Source organism: Paenibacillus sp. FSL W8-0186 (assembly GCF_037969765.1).
In the GTDB taxonomy this organism is placed as follows: Bacteria; Bacillota; Bacilli; order Paenibacillales; family Paenibacillaceae; genus Fontibacillus; species Fontibacillus woosongensis.
The window spans coordinates 3,672,914-3,691,905 of the sequence record NZ_CP150207.1 but is presented as its reverse complement, the minus strand read 5'-3'; the positions used below and the strand labels follow the sequence as shown (position 1 = coordinate 3,691,905).

General features: G+C 51.6%; 15 protein-coding genes. All 15 read left to right on the top strand.

What is annotated here, in order from left to right:
- Window positions 1-154: 154 nt before the first annotated feature.
- The 15 genes from MKX50_RS16720 (at window position 155) to murD (ending at window position 18,952) form a co-directional block, all read left to right on the top strand.
- Entirely contained in the window at window positions 155-1,087 is a 933-nt protein-coding gene (locus MKX50_RS16720) for an ABC transporter permease (RefSeq protein WP_155610406.1), read from the top strand.
- A 3-nt stretch (window positions 1,088-1,090) separates the two neighbouring features.
- Window positions 1,091-2,041, top strand: coding sequence for an ABC transporter permease (locus MKX50_RS16715; protein ID WP_280530403.1), 951 nt, complete (start codon window positions 1,091-1,093; stop codon window positions 2,039-2,041).
- 11 nt (window positions 2,042-2,052) lie between these two features.
- Window positions 2,053-3,048 carry an ABC transporter ATP-binding protein gene (locus MKX50_RS16710; protein WP_213590235.1) on the top strand — a complete coding sequence of 332 codons (996 nt, stop codon included), beginning with the start codon at window positions 2,053-2,055 and terminating at the stop codon, window positions 3,046-3,048.
- Window positions 3,045-3,980 carry an ATP-binding cassette domain-containing protein gene (locus tag MKX50_RS16705; protein WP_196427110.1) on the top strand — a complete coding sequence of 312 codons (936 nt, stop codon included), beginning with the start codon at window positions 3,045-3,047 and terminating at the stop codon, window positions 3,978-3,980. The genes MKX50_RS16710 and MKX50_RS16705 overlap by 4 nt, the downstream gene beginning before the upstream one ends.
- Before the next feature lie 145 nt (window positions 3,981-4,125).
- A complete protein-coding gene (gene bshC / locus MKX50_RS16700; RefSeq protein ID WP_339160166.1) occupies window positions 4,126-5,766 on the top strand; it encodes a bacillithiol biosynthesis cysteine-adding enzyme BshC in 1,641 nt (546 codons plus the stop codon).
- A gap of 55 nt (window positions 5,767-5,821) precedes the next feature.
- On the top strand, window positions 5,822-7,090 hold the full coding sequence (locus MKX50_RS16695; RefSeq protein WP_213590238.1) for an adenosylhomocysteinase: 1,269 nt from the start codon (window positions 5,822-5,824) through the stop codon (window positions 7,088-7,090).
- Window positions 7,091-7,397: 307 nt separating this feature from the next.
- On the top strand, window positions 7,398-7,835 hold the full coding sequence (gene mraZ, locus MKX50_RS16690; RefSeq protein ID WP_155610402.1) for a division/cell wall cluster transcriptional repressor MraZ: 438 nt from the start codon (window positions 7,398-7,400) through the stop codon (window positions 7,833-7,835).
- A 20-nt stretch (window positions 7,836-7,855) separates the two neighbouring features.
- Entirely contained in the window at window positions 7,856-8,809 is a 954-nt protein-coding gene (rsmH, locus tag MKX50_RS16685; protein ID WP_213590239.1) for a 16S rRNA (cytosine(1402)-N(4))-methyltransferase RsmH, read from the top strand.
- A 22-nt stretch (window positions 8,810-8,831) separates the two neighbouring features.
- A complete protein-coding gene (locus MKX50_RS16680) occupies window positions 8,832-9,260 on the top strand; it encodes a hypothetical protein (RefSeq protein WP_155610400.1) in 429 nt (142 codons plus the stop codon).
- A gap of 21 nt (window positions 9,261-9,281) precedes the next feature.
- Window positions 9,282-11,528: a penicillin-binding transpeptidase domain-containing protein gene (locus MKX50_RS16675; protein WP_213590240.1), complete on the top strand. Its 2,247-nt coding sequence runs from the start codon at window positions 9,282-9,284 to the stop codon at window positions 11,526-11,528.
- A gap of 82 nt (window positions 11,529-11,610) precedes the next feature.
- Entirely contained in the window at window positions 11,611-13,560 is a 1,950-nt protein-coding gene (locus MKX50_RS16670; protein WP_213590241.1) for a stage V sporulation protein D, read from the top strand.
- Window positions 13,561-13,643: 83 nt separating this feature from the next.
- Window positions 13,644-15,134, top strand: a complete 1,491-nt coding sequence (locus MKX50_RS16665; protein WP_283925184.1) for a UDP-N-acetylmuramoyl-L-alanyl-D-glutamate--2,6-diaminopimelate ligase — start codon at window positions 13,644-13,646, stop codon at window positions 15,132-15,134.
- The gene (murF, locus tag MKX50_RS16660; protein WP_339160164.1) at window positions 15,134-16,531 is read left to right on the top strand and encodes a UDP-N-acetylmuramoyl-tripeptide--D-alanyl-D-alanine ligase; all 1,398 of its coding nucleotides are present in this window, start codon (window positions 15,134-15,136) and stop codon (window positions 16,529-16,531) included. Before MKX50_RS16665 ends, murF begins: the two co-directional genes overlap by 1 nt.
- A gap of 26 nt (window positions 16,532-16,557) precedes the next feature.
- A complete protein-coding gene (gene mraY / locus MKX50_RS16655; protein ID WP_155610396.1) occupies window positions 16,558-17,523 on the top strand; it encodes a phospho-N-acetylmuramoyl-pentapeptide-transferase in 966 nt (321 codons plus the stop codon).
- A gap of 4 nt (window positions 17,524-17,527) precedes the next feature.
- On the top strand, window positions 17,528-18,952 hold the full coding sequence (gene murD / locus MKX50_RS16650) for a UDP-N-acetylmuramoyl-L-alanine--D-glutamate ligase (RefSeq protein WP_339160161.1): 1,425 nt from the start codon (window positions 17,528-17,530) through the stop codon (window positions 18,950-18,952).
- Window positions 18,953-18,992 lie beyond the last annotated feature (40 nt).

Sequence of the window (18,992 nt, the reverse complement as noted above, 5' to 3'; positions counted from 1 at the left end):
ATGTGGGTATTCCATATATATCCCGTTTTTTTGTATGCGGTCAGGAAACTTCCAAGCATTGCGTACTTATGGCAATTATATTGAATAGACATTGTGAATGAATTATCCTAAAATCGATTTATGTCGAAATTTATCAAAGGGGGTGCTAACGGGCATGGTTCGTTATATTGCCAATAAGTTTTTCTACATGTTGGTTTCATTGTTCATTCTAATCTCGGCCACCTTCTTTCTGATGCAAGCAATTCCAGGGGATCCACTAACCTCGGAAAAACAGGTTCCGCCTGCGATTAAGGAGCGCCTGTATGAACAATTAGGTTTGGATAGGCCCGTTTATGAGCAATATTTAAAATATTTGGGGAATATCGTCCAAGGGGACTTCGGAATTTCGATGAAGAAGATCAACCAGGATGTCTCCGACATCATTGGGCAGACGTTTTCGACTTCATTGAAGCTCGGGTTGGTTGCCATCATCGTAGCGGTTATTGTGGGCGTACTGCTCGGAATGCTGGCAGCGCTGTATCATCGCAAGCTGATCGATAACGTGGCGATGGTGTTAGCGGTGCTTGGCATTGCTGTTCCCAGCTTTGTTGTTGCAACTTTGCTTCAATACGTCTTTTCTTCAAAACTTCAATTACTGCCGACGATGGGCTTTAATGGGCCGATGTACTATATTTTGCCGGTTGCCGCTTTGACAGCTCAGCCGATCGCGTTCATTGCGAGATTGACCCGTTCAAGCATGCTCGAGGTGCTGCATGCTGATTATATCAAGACGGCTAAAGCTAAGGGCCTCGGCTGGATGGCCATTTTGTTCCGCCACGTTATTCGAAATGGTATTATGCCGGTTATTACTTATTTAGGGCCAATGACTGCGAATATCGTCACCGGTTCCGTCGTCATCGAGCAGATTTTCGGAATCGGCGGTATTGGTAAGCAGTTCGTTGAGGCGATAAGCGTCCGCGATTATCCGGTTATCATGGGCATTACGATTTTCTACGGTATCCTACTGATGCTGGCCCGGTTTGTTACGGATATTGCATATATGTTCGTAGATCCCCGAATTAAACTAAACAAAGGAAAGGAGGGGTAACGGATGGATTTAAAACCGATGAAAGTAATGCCGGCCCCTGCTGACCTGAAGCCGGAAGATTTCCGTAAAATCGGCACGGACGAGAAGGAAGCGGAAGTCATTCAGCGTGAAAGTATTTCAGCTTGGAAAGATGCATGGTATCGCTTGCGCAGCAACAAGCTGGCGATGGGAGCCTTGCTCATGCTGCTGTTAATCACTCTAGCGGCTATTGTTGGACCATGGATTTCAGAATATAACTATTATTCTAATGATTATCTGAATACTAATTCGCCGCCGTCTGCGGAGCATTGGTTCGGAACCGATGACCTCGGGCGCGACATGTTCGTTCGTACCTGGATGGGGGCGAGAATTTCCCTGGTCGTAGGTTTGGCCGCTGCTTGTATCGACTTGCTGATTGGCGTTATTTACGGCGGTATCATGGGTTATTTTGGTGGCCGTGTGGATGAAATCATGAATAAGTTTTCGGAGATTTTGTATTCCATCCCTTACCTTCTGGTAACCATTCTCCTTCTTGTCGTTATGGAGCCGAGTCTGGGCACGATTATTTTGGCTCTGACGATTACCGGATGGATCAATATGTCCTGGATTGTACGCGGTGAAATTATGCAGCTCAAAAGCCGCGAATTTGTACTTGCTTCCCGTTCTATGGGCGCAGGATCGGGACGCCTGCTATTCCGTCACTTGCTCCCGAACGCTGTAGGACCGATTATTGTTACTGTGACTCTATCTGTTCCGAATGCCATTTTCGCCGAAGCGTTTCTTAGCTTCCTTGGACTTGGCGTGCAAGCGCCAATCGCATCTCTCGGTTCAATGATCAGTGACGCGCTTACCGGCTGGCTGTACTACCCTTGGCGGATGCTGTTCCCAGCCATTCTAATCAGCTTAACCATGCTGTCGTTTAACATATTCGGCGACGGTCTTCGCGACGCGCTGGACCCTAAACTGAAGAAATAGGAGGTGGAATGATGGAACCGATTTTACAAGTTAAGGATTTGCATGTATCCTTCCAGGTTAAAGGCGGAGAAGTAAAAGCCGTTCGTGGCATGAACTTTGAAATAGGAAAAGGGGAAACGGTTGCTATCGTCGGCGAATCGGGCAGTGGTAAGAGCGTCACGGCTCAGACAGTCATGCGCCTGATCCCGTCCCCTCCATCGATCATTAAGCAAGGCGAGATCCTGTTCCAAGGACAGAATTTGCTCAAGAAAAGCAATAAGGAAATGGAAGCTATTCGCGGTAAAGACATAGGCATGATCTTTCAGGACCCGATGACCTCTTTGAATCCGACGATTAAAGTCGGCAAGCAAATTACTGAAGTGTTAATCAAACATCAGAATATGTCAGCGGCTGAAGCTAAGGACCAAGCGATTGAAATGCTGAAGCTTGTAGGAATCAAAAACGCGGAAGCCCGCTTTAATCAATATCCTCATGAATTTTCCGGAGGGATGCGTCAACGCGCGATGATCGCGATTGCGCTCGCTTGCCGGCCAGCCCTGCTGATTGCCGATGAGCCGACGACCGCCCTAGACGTGACGATACAAGCGCAAATTATGGATGTTATGAAGGACATGCAGCAGCGTCTTGGAACATCAATCATTCTGATTACACACGACCTCGGCGTCGTAGCAGGCATGTGCGATCGCGTAATCGTTATGTATGCCGGGGAAGTGGTGGAAACCGGGACCAAATGGGAGATTTTCAAAAATCCTCAGCATCCCTACACCAAGGGACTGCTTCGTTCCATGCCGCGCCTCGACCAGAAGAAAAGCGAGCCGCTTATTCCGATTATCGGCACTCCGCCCGATTTGATTAAGCCGCCGCTAGGCTGCCCGTTTGCAGCCCGCTGCGATCAGGCGATGAAGATTTGTGAACGGATCGATCCAGAAGCGACCGTGTTTAGCGACACGCATACTGCACGGTGCTGGGACCTGCATCCGATGGCGAAGGAGGCGCAGTCGTCTTGAATAAAAATCTAATCGAGGTCGAAGGCCTCAAGAAGTATTTTAATGTTGGCGGCGGCAACGTACTCAAGGCTGTTAACGATATCAGCTTTTCCATTGCGGAAGGGGAAACGCTAGGACTGGTTGGCGAGTCCGGCTGCGGCAAATCGACGGCAGGACGGACCATCCTCCGTTTATACGAGCCAACTGGAGGCAGTGTTAAGTTCAACGGAGTAGACATCAGCAAGCTCCCTCCGAAGAAAATGAAGGCGATGCGCCGCGATATGCAGATGATATTCCAGGATCCGTACGCATCGCTGAATCCAAGATTTACCGTTACCGATATTATCGGGGAGGCGCTGGACATCCACAATATGGCCGGCAGCCGGGCGGAGCGGAAGAGACGGGTCGAGGAGCTGCTTGATATGGTTGGTCTCAACCCGGATCACGCGACGCGTTATCCGCATGAATTTTCCGGCGGTCAGCGCCAGCGGATCGGAATTGCCCGCGCGCTTGCCGTCAATCCGAAATTCATCATTTGCGACGAGCCGATTTCCGCGCTGGACGTATCGATTCAGGCTCAGGTCGTCAACCTGCTCAAGGATTTGCAGGATCGTCTGGGATTAACATACCTGTTCATCGCGCATGACCTGTCCATGGTCAAGCATATTAGCGACAGGGTAGCGGTGATGTACCTTGGCCGCATTGTGGAGCTTGCAGAGAGCGAAGAATTGTATGCTAATCCAATGCATCCGTATACGAAGACGCTGTTGTCCGCGATCCCGATCCCTGATCCGGAAATTGAGGCTAATAAAAAGCGCATTTTGCTGGAGGACGATGCCAATGGTCCAATCCATTCGGCCAAAGGCGGTTCCGGCGGCGGTGCCTTTGATCTGGAAAATTCCGAGCTGGTTGAGGTAACCAAAGGACACTGGGTATCGATGCCGAAAAAATAACAAAAACCGATGAGCTCTCTCAGCGCCGCGTTCGCCGCCTGGGAGAGCTTATTTATTTAAACATAGATTGGCTTTGACGGGAAAGGAGTACATTCGGTACAATCGAATGGAGGTTTTCGATAAGGAACAGGAGGATATGAACCTGATGAACGTTGTTCAAGAGCCTTTACAATCCGGTCAACCGCTGGCAGAGTCCTACTTGTCGGACTATGAGGCAGTAGAGCATTTGTACGGCGGAGGATATCCGGCAAACGAGCGAAGCTGGACGGCTAGACTACAGTGGCTGGATCAGACGGAACATTTACGGGCCGGGCGAAAGGAACTTGTCAGCCGGCTGCGCGAATATAATGAACGGCTTAATCCGGAGGCAGCCGTGATGAGTTCGTTGAGCAGGCTGGAGCAGCCGGGAACTGTCGTTATTGCTGGAGGACAGCAAAGCGGCTTGTTCACGGGGCCCTTGCTTGTCATATACAAAGCCGCAACGATCATTAAAGCGGCTGAGCGGGCGGCTTCCCTGCTAGGGCGGGATGTTGTTCCCGTATTCTGGATTGCCGGAGAGGATCATGACTGGGATGAGGTGAATCATACATATGTGCTCTCGCCAAGTCTTGAGGTAAGCCGTATCCGCATTCCGCGCGAGGAAGGCCGCAGGGGGCCGGTCAGCCATACTACGGTCAGCGAGGAGGAGTGGAACCATGCCGCTACAGAGCTAGAGAGGCTGCTCCCGGATAGCGAATTCAAAGCCGATTTGCTGCAGAAATTGAGGGATACGCTGGCCGTATCCGGTTCATTGACTGATGCGTTTGCAAGGCTGCTCGGCACCTGGTTCGGAAAGTATGGCCTCATCCTGCTGGATTCCGCGGATCCGGCGCTGCGGCGGCTGGAAGCACCGATGTTCGAGGCGATGATCCGGAGCAACGATGAGCTGGAATCCGCATATCATGCGGCCTCCAAAGAGATTGCCGCTCAAGGCTTCCATCCGCAGGCTGAGGTTGCGGAGGGAGGCGCAAATCTTTTCTACGTCTTTGAAGGAGAGCGTTTGCTCTTATTTAAGCGTGAAGGCCGATTTGTTGACCGAAAAGGTTTGGTTTCCTTTACTCCGAATGAACTGCTCGACGAGCTTCATAGCCATCCTGAGCGCTTTAGCAACAATGTGCTGACCCGGCCTGTGATGCAGGATTATTTGCTTCCTGTGCTCGGTTCCGTGCTGGGCAACGGGGAGATTGCATATTGGGCCCTGACGGGCAAGGCGTTTGAGCTGCTGCAGCTGCGGATGCCGATCTTACTGCCGCGAATGTCGTTTACAGTTATGGACGACAAACTGCAAAAGCATATGGACAAATATGGGCTGACATGGGAAGATGTAATGGATCATGCCGTATTTGACAGAATCAAGGCAGCTTGGCTGGCAAGACAGGATCAGCTCCGGCTGGTTGAGCAGTTCGAGGATATGAAGAGAGCCTTCGCTGGTATGTATGATCCGTTGATAGGGCAGCTTGGCAGCGTAGAAAAAGGTCTGCTCAAGCTGGGCGGTGCAAATAAAGCCAAAATCATCGAACAGATGGATTTTATGCAGACGCGCGTTAGGGATGCGCTTGAGAGAAGCAATGAAACGGGCCTGCGCCATTTTGACCGTATTGAACTGACCCTGTTTCCACAGCGCAAGCCACAGGAGCGGGTATTCAATATTTTTGCCTATTTAAATCGCTACGGGTTCGATTGGATTGACCGTCTGATGGAAGTTCCGTATGACATGATGGGGCATCATAGAATGATTTACATGTAAAGGCAATTCAGCAAGCGAAATTGTGATTAAAGATTATGATTGGGAGGTTACTGCATTGACAACAAAAGCGATTCAAAACAGCGTAATTACGGATTTGAAGCTGGCTCCAGAGGGCCATTTGAAAATCGATTGGGTGGAAGCTCATATGCCGGTGCTTAGCCGCATCCGCAAGCAATTTGAGCAGGAGCAGCCATTTAAAGGTTTAAAGGTGGCTATATCTTTGCACCTGGAGGCCAAAACTGCTTATCTGGCGAAAGTGGTGCAAGCGGGCGGAGCTGAGGTTACCATTACGGGCAGCAACCCTCTATCCACGCAGGATGACGTATGCGCGGCGCTTGTCGAGGACGGCGTAACAGTGTTTGCGAAATATAATCCCGATCCGAAGGAATATAAAGAGCTGATGATCCGCGCTTTGGAGAACAAGCCTGATCTGATCATTGACGACGGAGGCGACCTGGTCAGCATTTTGCACTCCGAGCGTCCCGACCTGCTGGAGAACGTTCGCGGCGGCGCTGAAGAAACGACAACCGGTATTTTGCGACTCAAAGCGATGGATAAGGAAGGCCAGCTGAAGTTCCCGATGGTTGCGGTTAATGATGCATACTGCAAATACTTGTTTGACAACCGCTATGGAACAGGCCAATCGGTCTGGGACGGCATTAATCGGACGACGAACCTTGTCGTTGCAGGCAAAACGGTCGTTGTTGTCGGCTACGGCTGGTGCGGCAAAGGGGTCGCCATGCGCGCCAAGGGCCTCGGAGCCAATGTTATCGTAACGGAAATCGACGCGATCAAAGCGGTCGAGGCTTACATGGACGGGTTCCATGTTATGCCGATGATTGAAGCTGCCAAAGTGGGCGATTTCTTCGTAACGGTGACGGGCAACCGCGACGTTATTCGCGGCGAGCACTATGATGTAATGAAAGACGGAGCAATACTGTCCAACGCAGGGCATTTCGATGTTGAGGTCAACAAGCCGGAGCTCGAGGAGCGTTCCGTTTCCGTACGCACCGTAAGACGCAACATCGAGGAATATCAGCTTAAGGATGGACGCAAAATGTACGTTCTGGCCGAAGGCCGTCTGGTGAACCTAGCGGCAGGCGACGGACACCCTGCTGAAATTATGGATATGACCTTTGCTCTGCAAGCCTTGTCCTTGAAATACGTCAATGAGCGCTATAAAGAAATCGGCGCAACTGTCGTTAACGTGCCTTATGAGCTGGATGAGCAGGTTGCCCGCTATAAGCTGGAAAGCCTTGGTTTTGGCATAGACCGTCTAACGGAAGAGCAACGTGCTTATTTGGATAGCTGGCAGGAGCATTAAGCTCAAAATGTATCATTAATATTGCATTTATTATACAAAGACAGGCGGGAAAATACTTCCCGGCTGTCTTTTTTGATTTGAGCGAGAAATGGAGTTTCGTAGGACTTTAGACCTTTTGTCAATGTGCTTAATGCCTAACTATTTTATGTAAAACATGGAAGTATTCAAAGAATCGCAAAAATATACGCTTTCTTCGAAAAATAATTTGCATTGTAGGAGGATTTTACGCTAGAATGCAGAATAACTAATGTCATGAGTGGTGGAAAGTGGTGCAAAGTGGGGGAAAGAGGTAAGGAGTGACGGTTCAATGTTTATGGGGGAGTTCCAACATAGCATTGATGACAAAGGCCGGATAATTATACCGGCTAAATTTCGTGATCTCCTCGGAGCCTCTTTCGTAGTGACTCGCGGTTTGGACCAATGCCTTTTTGTGTATCCGATGCAGGAATGGGAAGTGCTGGAGCAGAAGCTGAAGGCCCTCCCTTTAATGAAGTCTGATGCTCGTGCGTTCACCCGCTTTTTTTTCTCGGGAGCGACAGAATGCGAGTGGGACAAACAGGGAAGGGTAAATTTACCGGCAAATTTGCGGCAGTACGCTAAGCTTGAGAAGGATTGCGTTGTACTTGGCGTGTCGAATCGGGTTGAAATTTGGAGCCGTGACACCTGGGAGCAATACTTCCAGCAATCGGAGGACACGTTCAATGACATTGCGGAGAAACTGGTTGATTTTAATTTTGATTTGTAGACGGTCTGGAGGGCTGCAGCTTGTTTCATCACATCACAGTGCTTAAAGAAGAAGCGACAGAGGGGCTGCGCATCAAGCCGAATGGTATTTATGTAGATTGTACCTTGGGAGGCGGAGGGCACAGCTCGGTAATTCTGTCCAAGCTTGGAGCGGAAGGCCGGCTGATCGCCTTTGACCAGGATGATTGGGCGCATGAGAATGCCAAAGCCAAATTATCCTCTTATGGAGAGCAGCTAACCTTGGTGCGAAGCAATTTTCGATACTTGCAGGAAAAGCTGTCGGAGCTCGACTGGGTTCCTAAGAAGGACGGCGTGCCTCAGGTTGACGGTTTTTTGTTCGATCTGGGCGTATCATCACCTCAATTCGATGAGGGCGAGCGGGGCTTCAGCTACAATGCGGACGCCCCGCTGGACATGAGAATGGATCAGACGGCCGGCCTGACCGCAAGAGAAATCGTGAATGAATGGCCGGAGAGCGAAATCGCGCGTATTTTATATCAGTATGGTGAAGAGAAATTTTCTAGACGAATTGCCAGAGTCATCGCCGAGAGGCGTGCCGAGCATCCGATCGAGACGACCGGTCAGCTGGTTGAACTCATCAAAGAAGGGATTCCAGCCGCAGCGCGCCGTACTGGTGGACATCCGGCCAAACGAAGTTTCCAGGCATTGCGGATCGCGGTTAACGATGAATTGGGCGCCTTCGAGGACGGATTGCATGCTGCAATTCGTTGCGCAGCGCCGGGCGGCAGAGTGTCGGTCATCACATTTCATTCGCTGGAAGACCGGATTTGCAAGCAAATTTTCGCAAAATTTGTCGAGAGGTGTACTTGCCCTCCGGATTTCCCGATGTGTGTTTGCGGAGGGAAGGGTGAACTCAAACTGATTAACCGGAAGCCGATGGTTCCTTCCGAGGAAGAATTGGCCGATAATCCCCGTGCGCGTTCAGCTAAATTGCGCGTAGCGGAGAAATTGTAATCTGTAGCGGAGGAATCGAGAAATGGCCTATACACGGGGTAATTTGGCAGTAAAAGAAAAAGCTCATGAACGCGGCAATCAGTCGCAGCGCTACCGTGAAACGACGAAGGTTGTTACCCGCAGAGCCGCTCTTCCCGTTCGGGAGAAGCTGCTATATATGTTCACTATCATGTTCTGTGTAGCCGTGATGGGTGGTTTGCTGTGGCAAAATGCCAATCTGTATAACATGAAACGCGAAATGTATAACCTGAATACCGACATGCAGAAGCTGAATGCCGAGATGAATGAGCTGACAATTCAGAAAGAAAAGCTAGAGGAGCAAATTCCTCAGGAAGCCGCCAAGCTCGGTTATACGGAGTCGAATGAAGAAGGGTTTCACGTACAAATTTCGACGGAGTCCGGCAGCAAAACTGCGAATTCGGAAGACGCAGCCAAGGTAGCCAGAAAATAAAGAATTAAAGAGGTTCTAGCCATGATCAAAAGAATCAAACTGCGGACGCTGCTTATAGGGGGAGTTATTACCCTCTTTTTTGCTGTATTGATGGGAAAAGTGTTTTGGATACAGGTCGTTGAGGCGGATTTCTGGCAAGACTATGCGGAAAAGGTATGGTCCAAGAAGAAGACAATACCGGCCAGCCGCGGCAAAATCATCGATCGTAACGGCGATATTCTGGCGGTGGATGCTCCTGCTTACACCGTGGCCATCAATCCCAAACTGATTCATGAGGCGGGAATCCAGGAAGATATCGTGAAGGGGCTTCACGACATACTCGGCAAGAAAGAGGATGAATTGCGCGAACTCGTCAATGCCAAGAACGAAGACGGCGAGTTCTATAGGCAGAGAGAAGTGCGCAGAGAGGGCTGGAAGGTCGATCAGGACGTAAAGGAACAGGTTGAGAAATTAAGAGATGACCTGATGAAAGAGCATGAACTTGAAGATGTAGGCATCATTCTCATTAAGGATCAAAAGCGATATTATCCGAAGAACAGCCTGGCGGCGCATGTGCTCGGTTATGTCAATCGCGAAGGCGAGGCTGTACAGGGCACGGGCATCGAAGCATACTACGATGAGGAGCTGAGAGGCCAGGACGGTTCGCTTGAATATAAGAGCGACGGCCGTGGAATTGAGATCCCCAAGGCTAGCGAAATTTTCACGCCGGCAAAGAATGGAAAGGATTTACAGCTGACGATTGACTATACAATCCAGTATTATATCGAAGAGGCGATGAGGGAAGCTTTCGCCGAACTGAAACCGATCAGCATGACGGTAGTAGCAGTTGATCCGAAAACGATGGAGATTCTGGGCATGGCGAACATGCCAACTTATAATCCCAACGAGTATTGGAAGGGCGTCGACCAGAAGAATTTCTACAACCATGCGATCAAATCAGTCTATGAGCCAGGTTCGACGTTCAAGATTGTAACGCTGGCTGGAGCGGTGCAGGAAGGTATGTTCAATCCGAACGAGAGCTTCATGTCCGGCAGCATTCGCGTACCCGGCCAGACAATTCACGACGTAAAACGGTCGGGCTGGGGAGCGATCTCGTATTTGGAAGGAGTCAAGCGCTCCAGTAACGTTGCTTTTGTCAAACTTGGCTATGAGAAGCTGGGTCCTGATTTGCTAAAAGAGTACGTCGACAATTTCGGCTTCGGCCAAAAGACAGGCATCGAGCTTCCCGGAGAAGCGAAGGGGTTAGTTAGTCCTGTATACCAGGCAGACTATGCCGCCATGTCTTACGGACACGGCCAGCTGCTCGTAACGCCAGTCCAGCAGCTTGTCGCGGTAGCTGCGGTAGCTAATGGCGGCAAATTGATGGAACCGCATATTGTCAAATCCATTACGGATCCTCATACGGGGGAGACCGTGACAACGCAGCCGAAAGTCATCCGCCAAGTCATATCACCGGAGAAGGCGAAGGAAGTTAGCGGATATCTAGAGCAGGTGGTCTCTGATCTAAAGATTGGTACCGGCCGGCATGCTTATATAGACGGGTATCGTATAGCAGGCAAGACGGGAACCGCGGTTAAGGCGGCTAAGGGCGGGTATGATTATACGAAACAAGTCGTTTCCTTCGTGGGTTACGCCCCTGTAGATGATCCCAAGATTGCTATCCTCGTCTTGATCGACGAACCTAGCAATTCCGAGCTTGGCGGCGGTACGGCTGCAGGGCCGATCGTCAAAAAAATACTGAACCAGGTTCTGCAATATATGGGAGTGCCGAAGCAGATCGATAAGGCAGCGAACTCTTCTGTGACCACAACTGGCGCAAAGGCGCCGGAGCTTAGCGGCTTGGGTGTGCAGGAAGCTAAGGATTTACTTGCAGGGAAGGGGATTTCCTATGCGACGCTGGGTAACGGAAGCAAGGTGGTCTCCCAATTTCCGAAAGCCGGGACTCATATGAAGCCTGGCCAGCATATGTACATTCTCACGGAAGAAGGCCAGCATTTGAACATCCCTAATGTGAAGGGGCAATCTTTGCGCGATGCGTTGGAGCTGTTGTCTGTGCTCCAGGTAGCCGTAAGAACCGTAGGCGAAGGGTTTGTCGTTGATCAGCAGGTAACGGAAGTTCAAGGCCAAAGGCAGGTTACGCTTGTGCTGGAGCCTCTTAGCAAGGAGGGTGACCAGGAGGCCGCGGGAGAGGATGCTTCCGGCCAAAACGAGGACGGTGATGATAAGAACGAGACTGATTCAGGGGAATCTGGCGAGCCATCCCCATAGCTTGTTCTAACCCCTGTTTGTCCTGAATAGTCATGATAGCAGTACGATCATGTCTTGTAAGGAACGAACAGGGGGGCAAACTATGAAAGTATCCAAGATTACCATCAGGCGAAGACTGCTGCTTCTGCTGCTGCTGCTGGTTATGCTATTTGCGGCCCTGGTTATCAGGCTCGCTTACGTACAGCTAGGACAAGGAGCGGAGTTGTCGGCTAAAGCGGAGGACTCCTGGCGGCGCAATATCCCTTTCTCGGCTAAACGGGGGGAAATCAGCGATCGCAACGGGGTTACGCTCGCCTATAATATAACTACGCCAACGGTCATGGCGATTCCGGTGCAAATCAAGGACCCGAAGGCTACTGCGCGCAGCTTGGCGCCGCTGCTCGGGATGAGTGAAGAACAGATTCTCAAAACGATCACGAAGCGACAATCGATAGTCAGGCTGCAGCCCGGCGGACGCAAAATTACGATGGATAAAGGACAGCAAATTCGTGATTTGGCTCTCCCGGGTATTGTTGTTGCTGAGGATAACAAAAGGTATTATCCTTATGGAGGGCTGGCTGCCCACATTCTTGGTTTTACCGGCAGCTACAATCAAGGACTGACCGGTGTCGAGCAGAAATACGACAGCCAGCTGAACGGGATGAGCGGCAGTATCTCGTATTTGTCCGACGCGGGCGGCAGGCTGATGCCGGGCTCGTCTGAGAAATACGTTGAGCCGAAGGATGGGCTTAATTTGCAGCTTACGATCGATAAGACGATTCAGAGCATCATGGAACGGGAGCTCGATCAGGCGATGGCCAGGTTGCAGGCGAATTCGGCGATTTCTATCGCGATGGATCCCAATAGCGGAGAAATACTGGCTATGGCCTCTCGCCCGGGATATGACCCGGGAAATTATCAGGAATACACCGCCGAGGTGTACAACCGCAACCTGCCGATCTGGATGACTTATGAGCCGGGGTCAACATTTAAGATCATTACCCTGGCAGCGGCTTTGGAGGAGAAGAAAGTCAATCTTAACGAAGGTTTCTTTGATCCAGGCTTTATTAAAGTAGCCGGCGCCTCGCTTCGCTGCTGGAAAAGGGGCGGTCATGGAAGCCAGACCTTCCTGCAGGTCGTGGAAAATTCCTGCAACCCGGGATTTGTAACGCTTGGACAGCGGCTCGGCAAAGAGACTCTGTTCAAGTACATTAAGGATTTCGGCTTTGGCAGCAAAACGGGGATCGACTTGAGCGGGGAAGAGAACGGCATTTTGTTCAAGCTTTCTCAGGTAGGTCCCGTAGAGCTGGCGACGACATCATTCGGGCAAGGGGTCTCGGTTACGCCGATCCAGCAGATTACAGCGGTGTCGGCGGCCATTAACGGCGGCAAGCTATATAAGCCCCATGTGACGAAATCATGGACCAATCCCGACACCGGCCAGATTGTCGACGAGGTAGAGCCGACTGTTGTCCGGCAGGTCATTTCCGAGGCGACTTCAAAGCAAGTAAGGAGCGCACTGGAGAGCGTCGTCGCGAACGGCACAGGGGGCAACGCTTTTATCGACGGCTACCGAGTCGGCGGCAAGACGGGAACGGCCCAGAAGGTGGTGAATGGCCGTTATTCGACAAGCGAGCATATCGTTTCGTTTATCGGCTTTGCCCCTGCAGACGATCCGAAAATCGTTGTATACACCGCAGTCGACAATCCTCAAGGCATTCAATTCGGGGGCGTTGTCGCTGCGCCCATCGTCCGCAATATATTGACCGATGCCTTGGAGTACATGGAAGTCCCTCCCCGTAAGGATCAGATGACAAAGAAGTACAAATACGGAGAAACGAAAATCGTAACTGTTCCCGATTTGATCGGGCATAGCGTACAGGAAATCTACGAGGACTTGAACATGAACTTCTCCTTGGCTAAATCAGGGGTTGGCAATATCGTCATTAATCAGGCGCCGAAGCCGGGAACGCGGGTGGAGAGCGGTTCAACCATCCGGATTTACATGGGCCAAGAATCCGAGGCTGGTATCGAGCATGACCATAGTGAATAATATTCCTGAAAAACCATGCTCTTGGTGATAATATAAGTGAGTGCATTGAAAAGGAACGCAACAATTTGACGGAGGGGTCTTACATGCTGCTGACAGAGCTGGCTACATATTTAATAGCATCGAGAATACATGGTAATAAAGAGACGGCGTGCGCGGGTATCGCCATCGATTCCCGGCAAGTGAACGCTGGCGACCTGTTCGTCTGCCTGCCGGGTCATACGGTGGATGGGCATGATTTTGCCCCGGAAGCCGCTCGGCGGGGAGCTGTTGCGCTGGTTGTAGAGCGGTATTTGGAGCATGTCGATCTGCCTCAGCTGCAGGTGAAGGACAGCAGACTGGCGATGGCGATATTAAGCAATGTATTCTACCGGACGCCGAGCTCGCGCCTAAAAGTTATCGGTGTGACCGGGACGAACGGTAAGACGACAACGACTTATCTCATTGAACGTATTCTTGCGGATCAGGGCAGCAATACGGGGCTGATTGGCACGATTGAACGGAAATACGGGGGGCAAACCTTCCCGATGCCGGGAACGACGCCGGAGTCATTGGATCTGCAGCGTTATTTAGCTGAAATGGTGCAAAGCGATGTAGATTATTGCGTTATGGAGGTATCCTCACATGCGCTTGAACAGGGAAGGGTCAAAGGCACGCGTTTCCGTACCGCCATATTTACGAATTTGACGCAGGATCATTTGGATTACCATCATACGATGGAAGAATATCGCGCCGCCAAAGGACTGTTCTTCTCACGGCTTGGAAATATCTATGAGGAAGATCCTGATCTGCGCAGCTATGCTGTGATAAATGCAGACGACCCGGCTTCCGTTTATTTCGCACAGCAAACGGCGGCCGAGGTCATTACTTACGGCGTTGAGCATGCGGCCGATATCCGGGCATCGGACATCGCCATTACGGCTCGGGGGACTACATTCCATGTTGATACGTTTCAGGGCAGCACCGATATTACGCTTCGGATGGTGGGCAAATTTAATGTGTACAATGCTCTGGCAGCGATAGCCGCTGCTTTGCTTGAGGGTGTTCCGCTGAATCGTATCAAAGAGAGCCTGGAGGCTGTAAAAGGGGTGGACGGCCGGGTTGAGGCTGTGGATGAAGGGCAGCCGTTTGCGGTCATTGTCGATTATGCCCATACGCCCGACGGGCTCGAAAACGTGCTGCGCACGGTAGGGGAGTTTGCCCAAGGACGGGTTATCTGCGTATTTGGCTGCGGCGGGGACCGCGACCGGACGAAACGGCCCGTCATGGGGAAAATAGCTGCCCGATATGCGCAGCATGTCATCGTTACATCTGATAATCCGCGTACGGAGGATCCTGTGGCGATCTTGAATGACATTGCGTTCGGGCTTGTGGAGGACGGTGTCGACCAGAAGCGCTATGAGCTGGTTGTCGACCGGCGGGAGGCGATCCGGAAGGCTATTGAAATGGCAAGCAATGAAGATGTAGTATTGATTGCGGGGAAAGGTCATGAGACCTATCAACTGATCGGCACGGAAGTGCATGACTTCGACGATCGGATCGTTGCCAAAGAAGCGATAAGGGGCTTAAACAAGTGATCAAGAGAACATTGAGAGAAGTAGCGGCGATGTGCGGCGGTGAACTCCGCAGCCTGGAGGATGCCGAATTAATGATACAAGGGATAACGACAGACTCTCGCAGTATTATAGAGGGTTGTCTGTTCATACCGCTGGTGGGCGAGAAATTTGACGGCCATGATTTTGCCGGAGATTGCCTCGCAGCAGGTGCAGCGGCTATATTATGGGACAAAGCCAAAGGCTCGCCTCCTGGGCCGGCTGTGATCGTAGATGATACTCTGGCGGCTCTTCAGCGGCTGGCGCAAAACTACCTCAAGCAGAGCAAAGCCAGGGTAGTTGGAATTACCGGAAGCAACGGCAAGACGACGACTAAGGATATCGTTTTCTCTTTGCTGTCTACGACGTACAAAGTGCATAAAACGCAAGGGAACTTCAACAATCATATCGGCCTGCCGTTAACGATCCTTGCCATGCCGGAAGATACGGAAATTGCCGTTCTGGAGATGGGGATGAGCGGGCGCCATGAAATCGAGCTGCTCTCCAAGCTGGCCGAGCCGGAAGTAGCGGTCATCACCAATATTGGTGAAGCGCATTTGCTGCAGCTGGGGTCCAGGCTGGAAATTGCCCGGGCCAAACTGGAAATATTGGCAGGGCTCAGGCCCGGGGGAACGTTCGTCTATGACGGTGACGAGCCGCTGATTCAAGAGGTTCTGTCGGAACCGGCGACGCTCAAACCGGATCATTTCGATACGGTAACCTTCGGTCTGCTGCCGCATAATGATGATTATCCTGTCGGCTTGATGTTCCTGGATGACGGGACGGTGTTCACGTCCAGCGCCGGAAGCAACGAACCGCTTCATTTGCCGCTGCTCGGCCAGCACAACGTCGTCAATTGTCTTGCGGCCATCGCTGTCGCCCGATATTTCGAGGTTACAGAGGCCGCGATCAAGGAAGGGCTGACCCAAATCAAGCTGACGGGCATGCGGATCGAGATCGTGAAGGGGCGCAGTGGTATCACGATATTGAACGACGCGTATAACGCAAGTCCCACGGCCATGAAGGCGGCGATCGGCGTGCTTGAGAACATGAAGGGGTATAGACGCAAAATTGCTGTTTTGGGCGATATGCTGGAGCTTGGGGACGCCGAGGACGCTTTGCACCGGGAGGTCGGTGCCTTTATGAAAGGCGGTAAAGTGGACCAGCTGTTCACTTATGGAATTCTAGGCGCGAAGATCGCGGCAGGCGCCGCAGGGCAATTGGACCAAAGGAGCATTCACGCATATACTGATAAAGTTGAACTTATAGAAGGGCTTCTGGCGATCCTGCATCCTGAGGATATCGTGCTCGTCAAGGCGTCTCGGGGCATGAAGCTTGAAGAAGTCGTGGAGGCCGTCAAAAATAGCGAGCTTCCTCAATAAATACCGGCTAATAAGGGGGTGATCCCATGGATTTTGGACTTATATTGTTAACGATAGGAGTATCCTTTATACTGGCCGTCATTTCGGCTCCGCTTCTTATTCCGATTTTGCGGCGGATGAAGTTCGGACAGCAGATTCGAAACGAAGGACCGCAGAGCCACCAGAAGAAGGCAGGGACGCCAACGATGGGCGGTATCGTCATTATATTGGCCTTCACGCTGGCATTTCTGAAATTCTCGGTGATCAATACGGATTTTTATGTGCTGCTCGTGGCGACGCTTGGCTTCGGACTAGTCGGTTTTCTGGACGACTATATCAAGATCGTATTTAAACGTTCTTTGGGACTGACACCCAGACAGAAATTGTTCGGACAGCTGCTGTTCGCCGGCATCGTCTGCGCCCTGCTGATTTCCGAAGGACACAGCACCGCGCTGGGCATTCCGGGGACGTCGATAGCCTTTGACTGGGGGGCGTGGTTCTACTATCCATTTATTATCCTCATGATGCTTGCTATCAGTAATGCGGTGAATTTTACTGACGGACTGGATGGATTGCTGTCCGGCGTGAGCGCCATCGCTCTCGGGGCATATGCCGTCATCGCGATGCAGGCTACGTCGATACCGGCTGCGGTTTGTGCGGCAGCAATGATCGGTGCGGTGCTGGGTTTTCTCGTGTTCAATGCCCATCCGGCAAAAGTGTTCATGGGAGATACCGGATCGCTTGGCATCGGAGGCGCGATTGCAGCCATTGCCATTATTACGAAGAGCGAGCTTTTGTTTCTTGTAATTGGCGGGGTTTTCGTCATTGAAATGCTGTCCGTCGTACTGCAGGTTATTTCTTTCAAGACTCGCGGCAAACGAATATTCAAGATGAGTCCGATTCACCACCATTTCGAACTGTCGGGCTGGTCGGAATGGCGGGTCGTCGTTACTTTTTGGGCCGTTGGCTTGCTGCTGGCCGGGGTTGGACTTTATTTAAACAAGGGGTTGTAATATGATGAAGCATCCAGAACAATACCGGGGACGGCAGGTTGTCGTCCTGGGCCTGGCAAGAAGCGGTGTTCAAGTTGCCAAAACCCTGCATCGCCAAGGGACGATCGTAACCGTTAACGATAAAAAGGACAGAGACCAATGTCCCGAAGCTTCTGAATTAGAGGCTTTGGGAATTTCTGTTCTATGCGGGGGGCACCCGGACGATCTGATACATCAGGGAATCGAGCTGGTCGTAAAAAATCCAGGCATTCCTTACAGTGCGCCGCCTGTCGTTAAAGCGCTTGAGCTGGGGATTGATGTCGTGACCGAAGTCGAAGTTGCCTATCGCTTATGCGCTGCGCCAATGATCGGCATAACGGGCTCAAACGGCAAGACGACGACGACGACCTGGATTGGCAGCATGCTGCAGAACGCGGGCCTTAATCCGATCGTCGCCGGCAACATCGGAACGCCCCTCTGCGAAGCAGCCGAGGCAGCCCGCGCGGACAACTGGATGGTTGTAGAACTGAGCAGCTTCCAGCTTAAAGGGACGCAGCAGTTTCGCCCTGCAATTGGGGTGCTGCTTAATGTCGCCGAGACCCATTTGGACTATCACGGAACGATGGAGGACTATGTGTCCTCGAAAGCGAAGCTGTTCGCCAATCAGACGGAAGCGGACACCGCCGTAATCAATTGGGATGATCCAGTCTGCCGGGAGCTAGTCCCTTATATCCGGGCGAAGCTTTTTCCGTTTTCGATGACGGAGCGGCTAAAGGCCGAGGGAATTTATGTCGAACCTCCGTATTTGCCGCAAAATTCGGACTCCCAGCCAAGAACGGTCGTTTACAGGAATGCAGAGGGTGCGGTCATGGAGATTATTCGAGTGGACGAGATCGGCTTGCCGGGACGCTTCAACACAGAGAATGCTCTGGCTGCGATTGCCGCATGCCTTGCAGCAGGAGCAAGCCCTGAGCAGCTTGTTGAGCCGCTGTGCGCATTCCGTGGCGTGGAGCACCGGCTGGAGTACGTTGCCGTTAAAGAGGGTGTGACTTACTATAACAACTCGAAAGCGACGAACTCCAAGGCGACGACGATGGCTATCGAGGCGCTGGAGGCGCCGATTGTGCTCATCGCTGGAGGGCTGGACCGCGGCTCCGATTACATGGAGCTGGTTCCCGTATTTCGGGACAAGGTTAAAGCTGTTGTGGCGCTGGGAGAGACGAGGGAGAAAATAGCCCGCGTCGCCGAGCTGGCTGGATTATCGGACGCTTTGCTTGTCGATACTGGAGACAGTGCTGCCGAGACGCTGCGTACCGCGACCCTCCAGGCTGCCGGTCTGGCGAAGCCGGGGGATATCGTCCTGCTGTCGCCTGCTTGCGCCAGTTGGGACATGTTTGCTTCTTACGAGGAGCGGGGACGCATTTTTAAAGAGGCAGTGCATACCCTTTAAGTAGGGGGGTGGAAAAGCCCCTACTTTTGGTTAAGAGGTG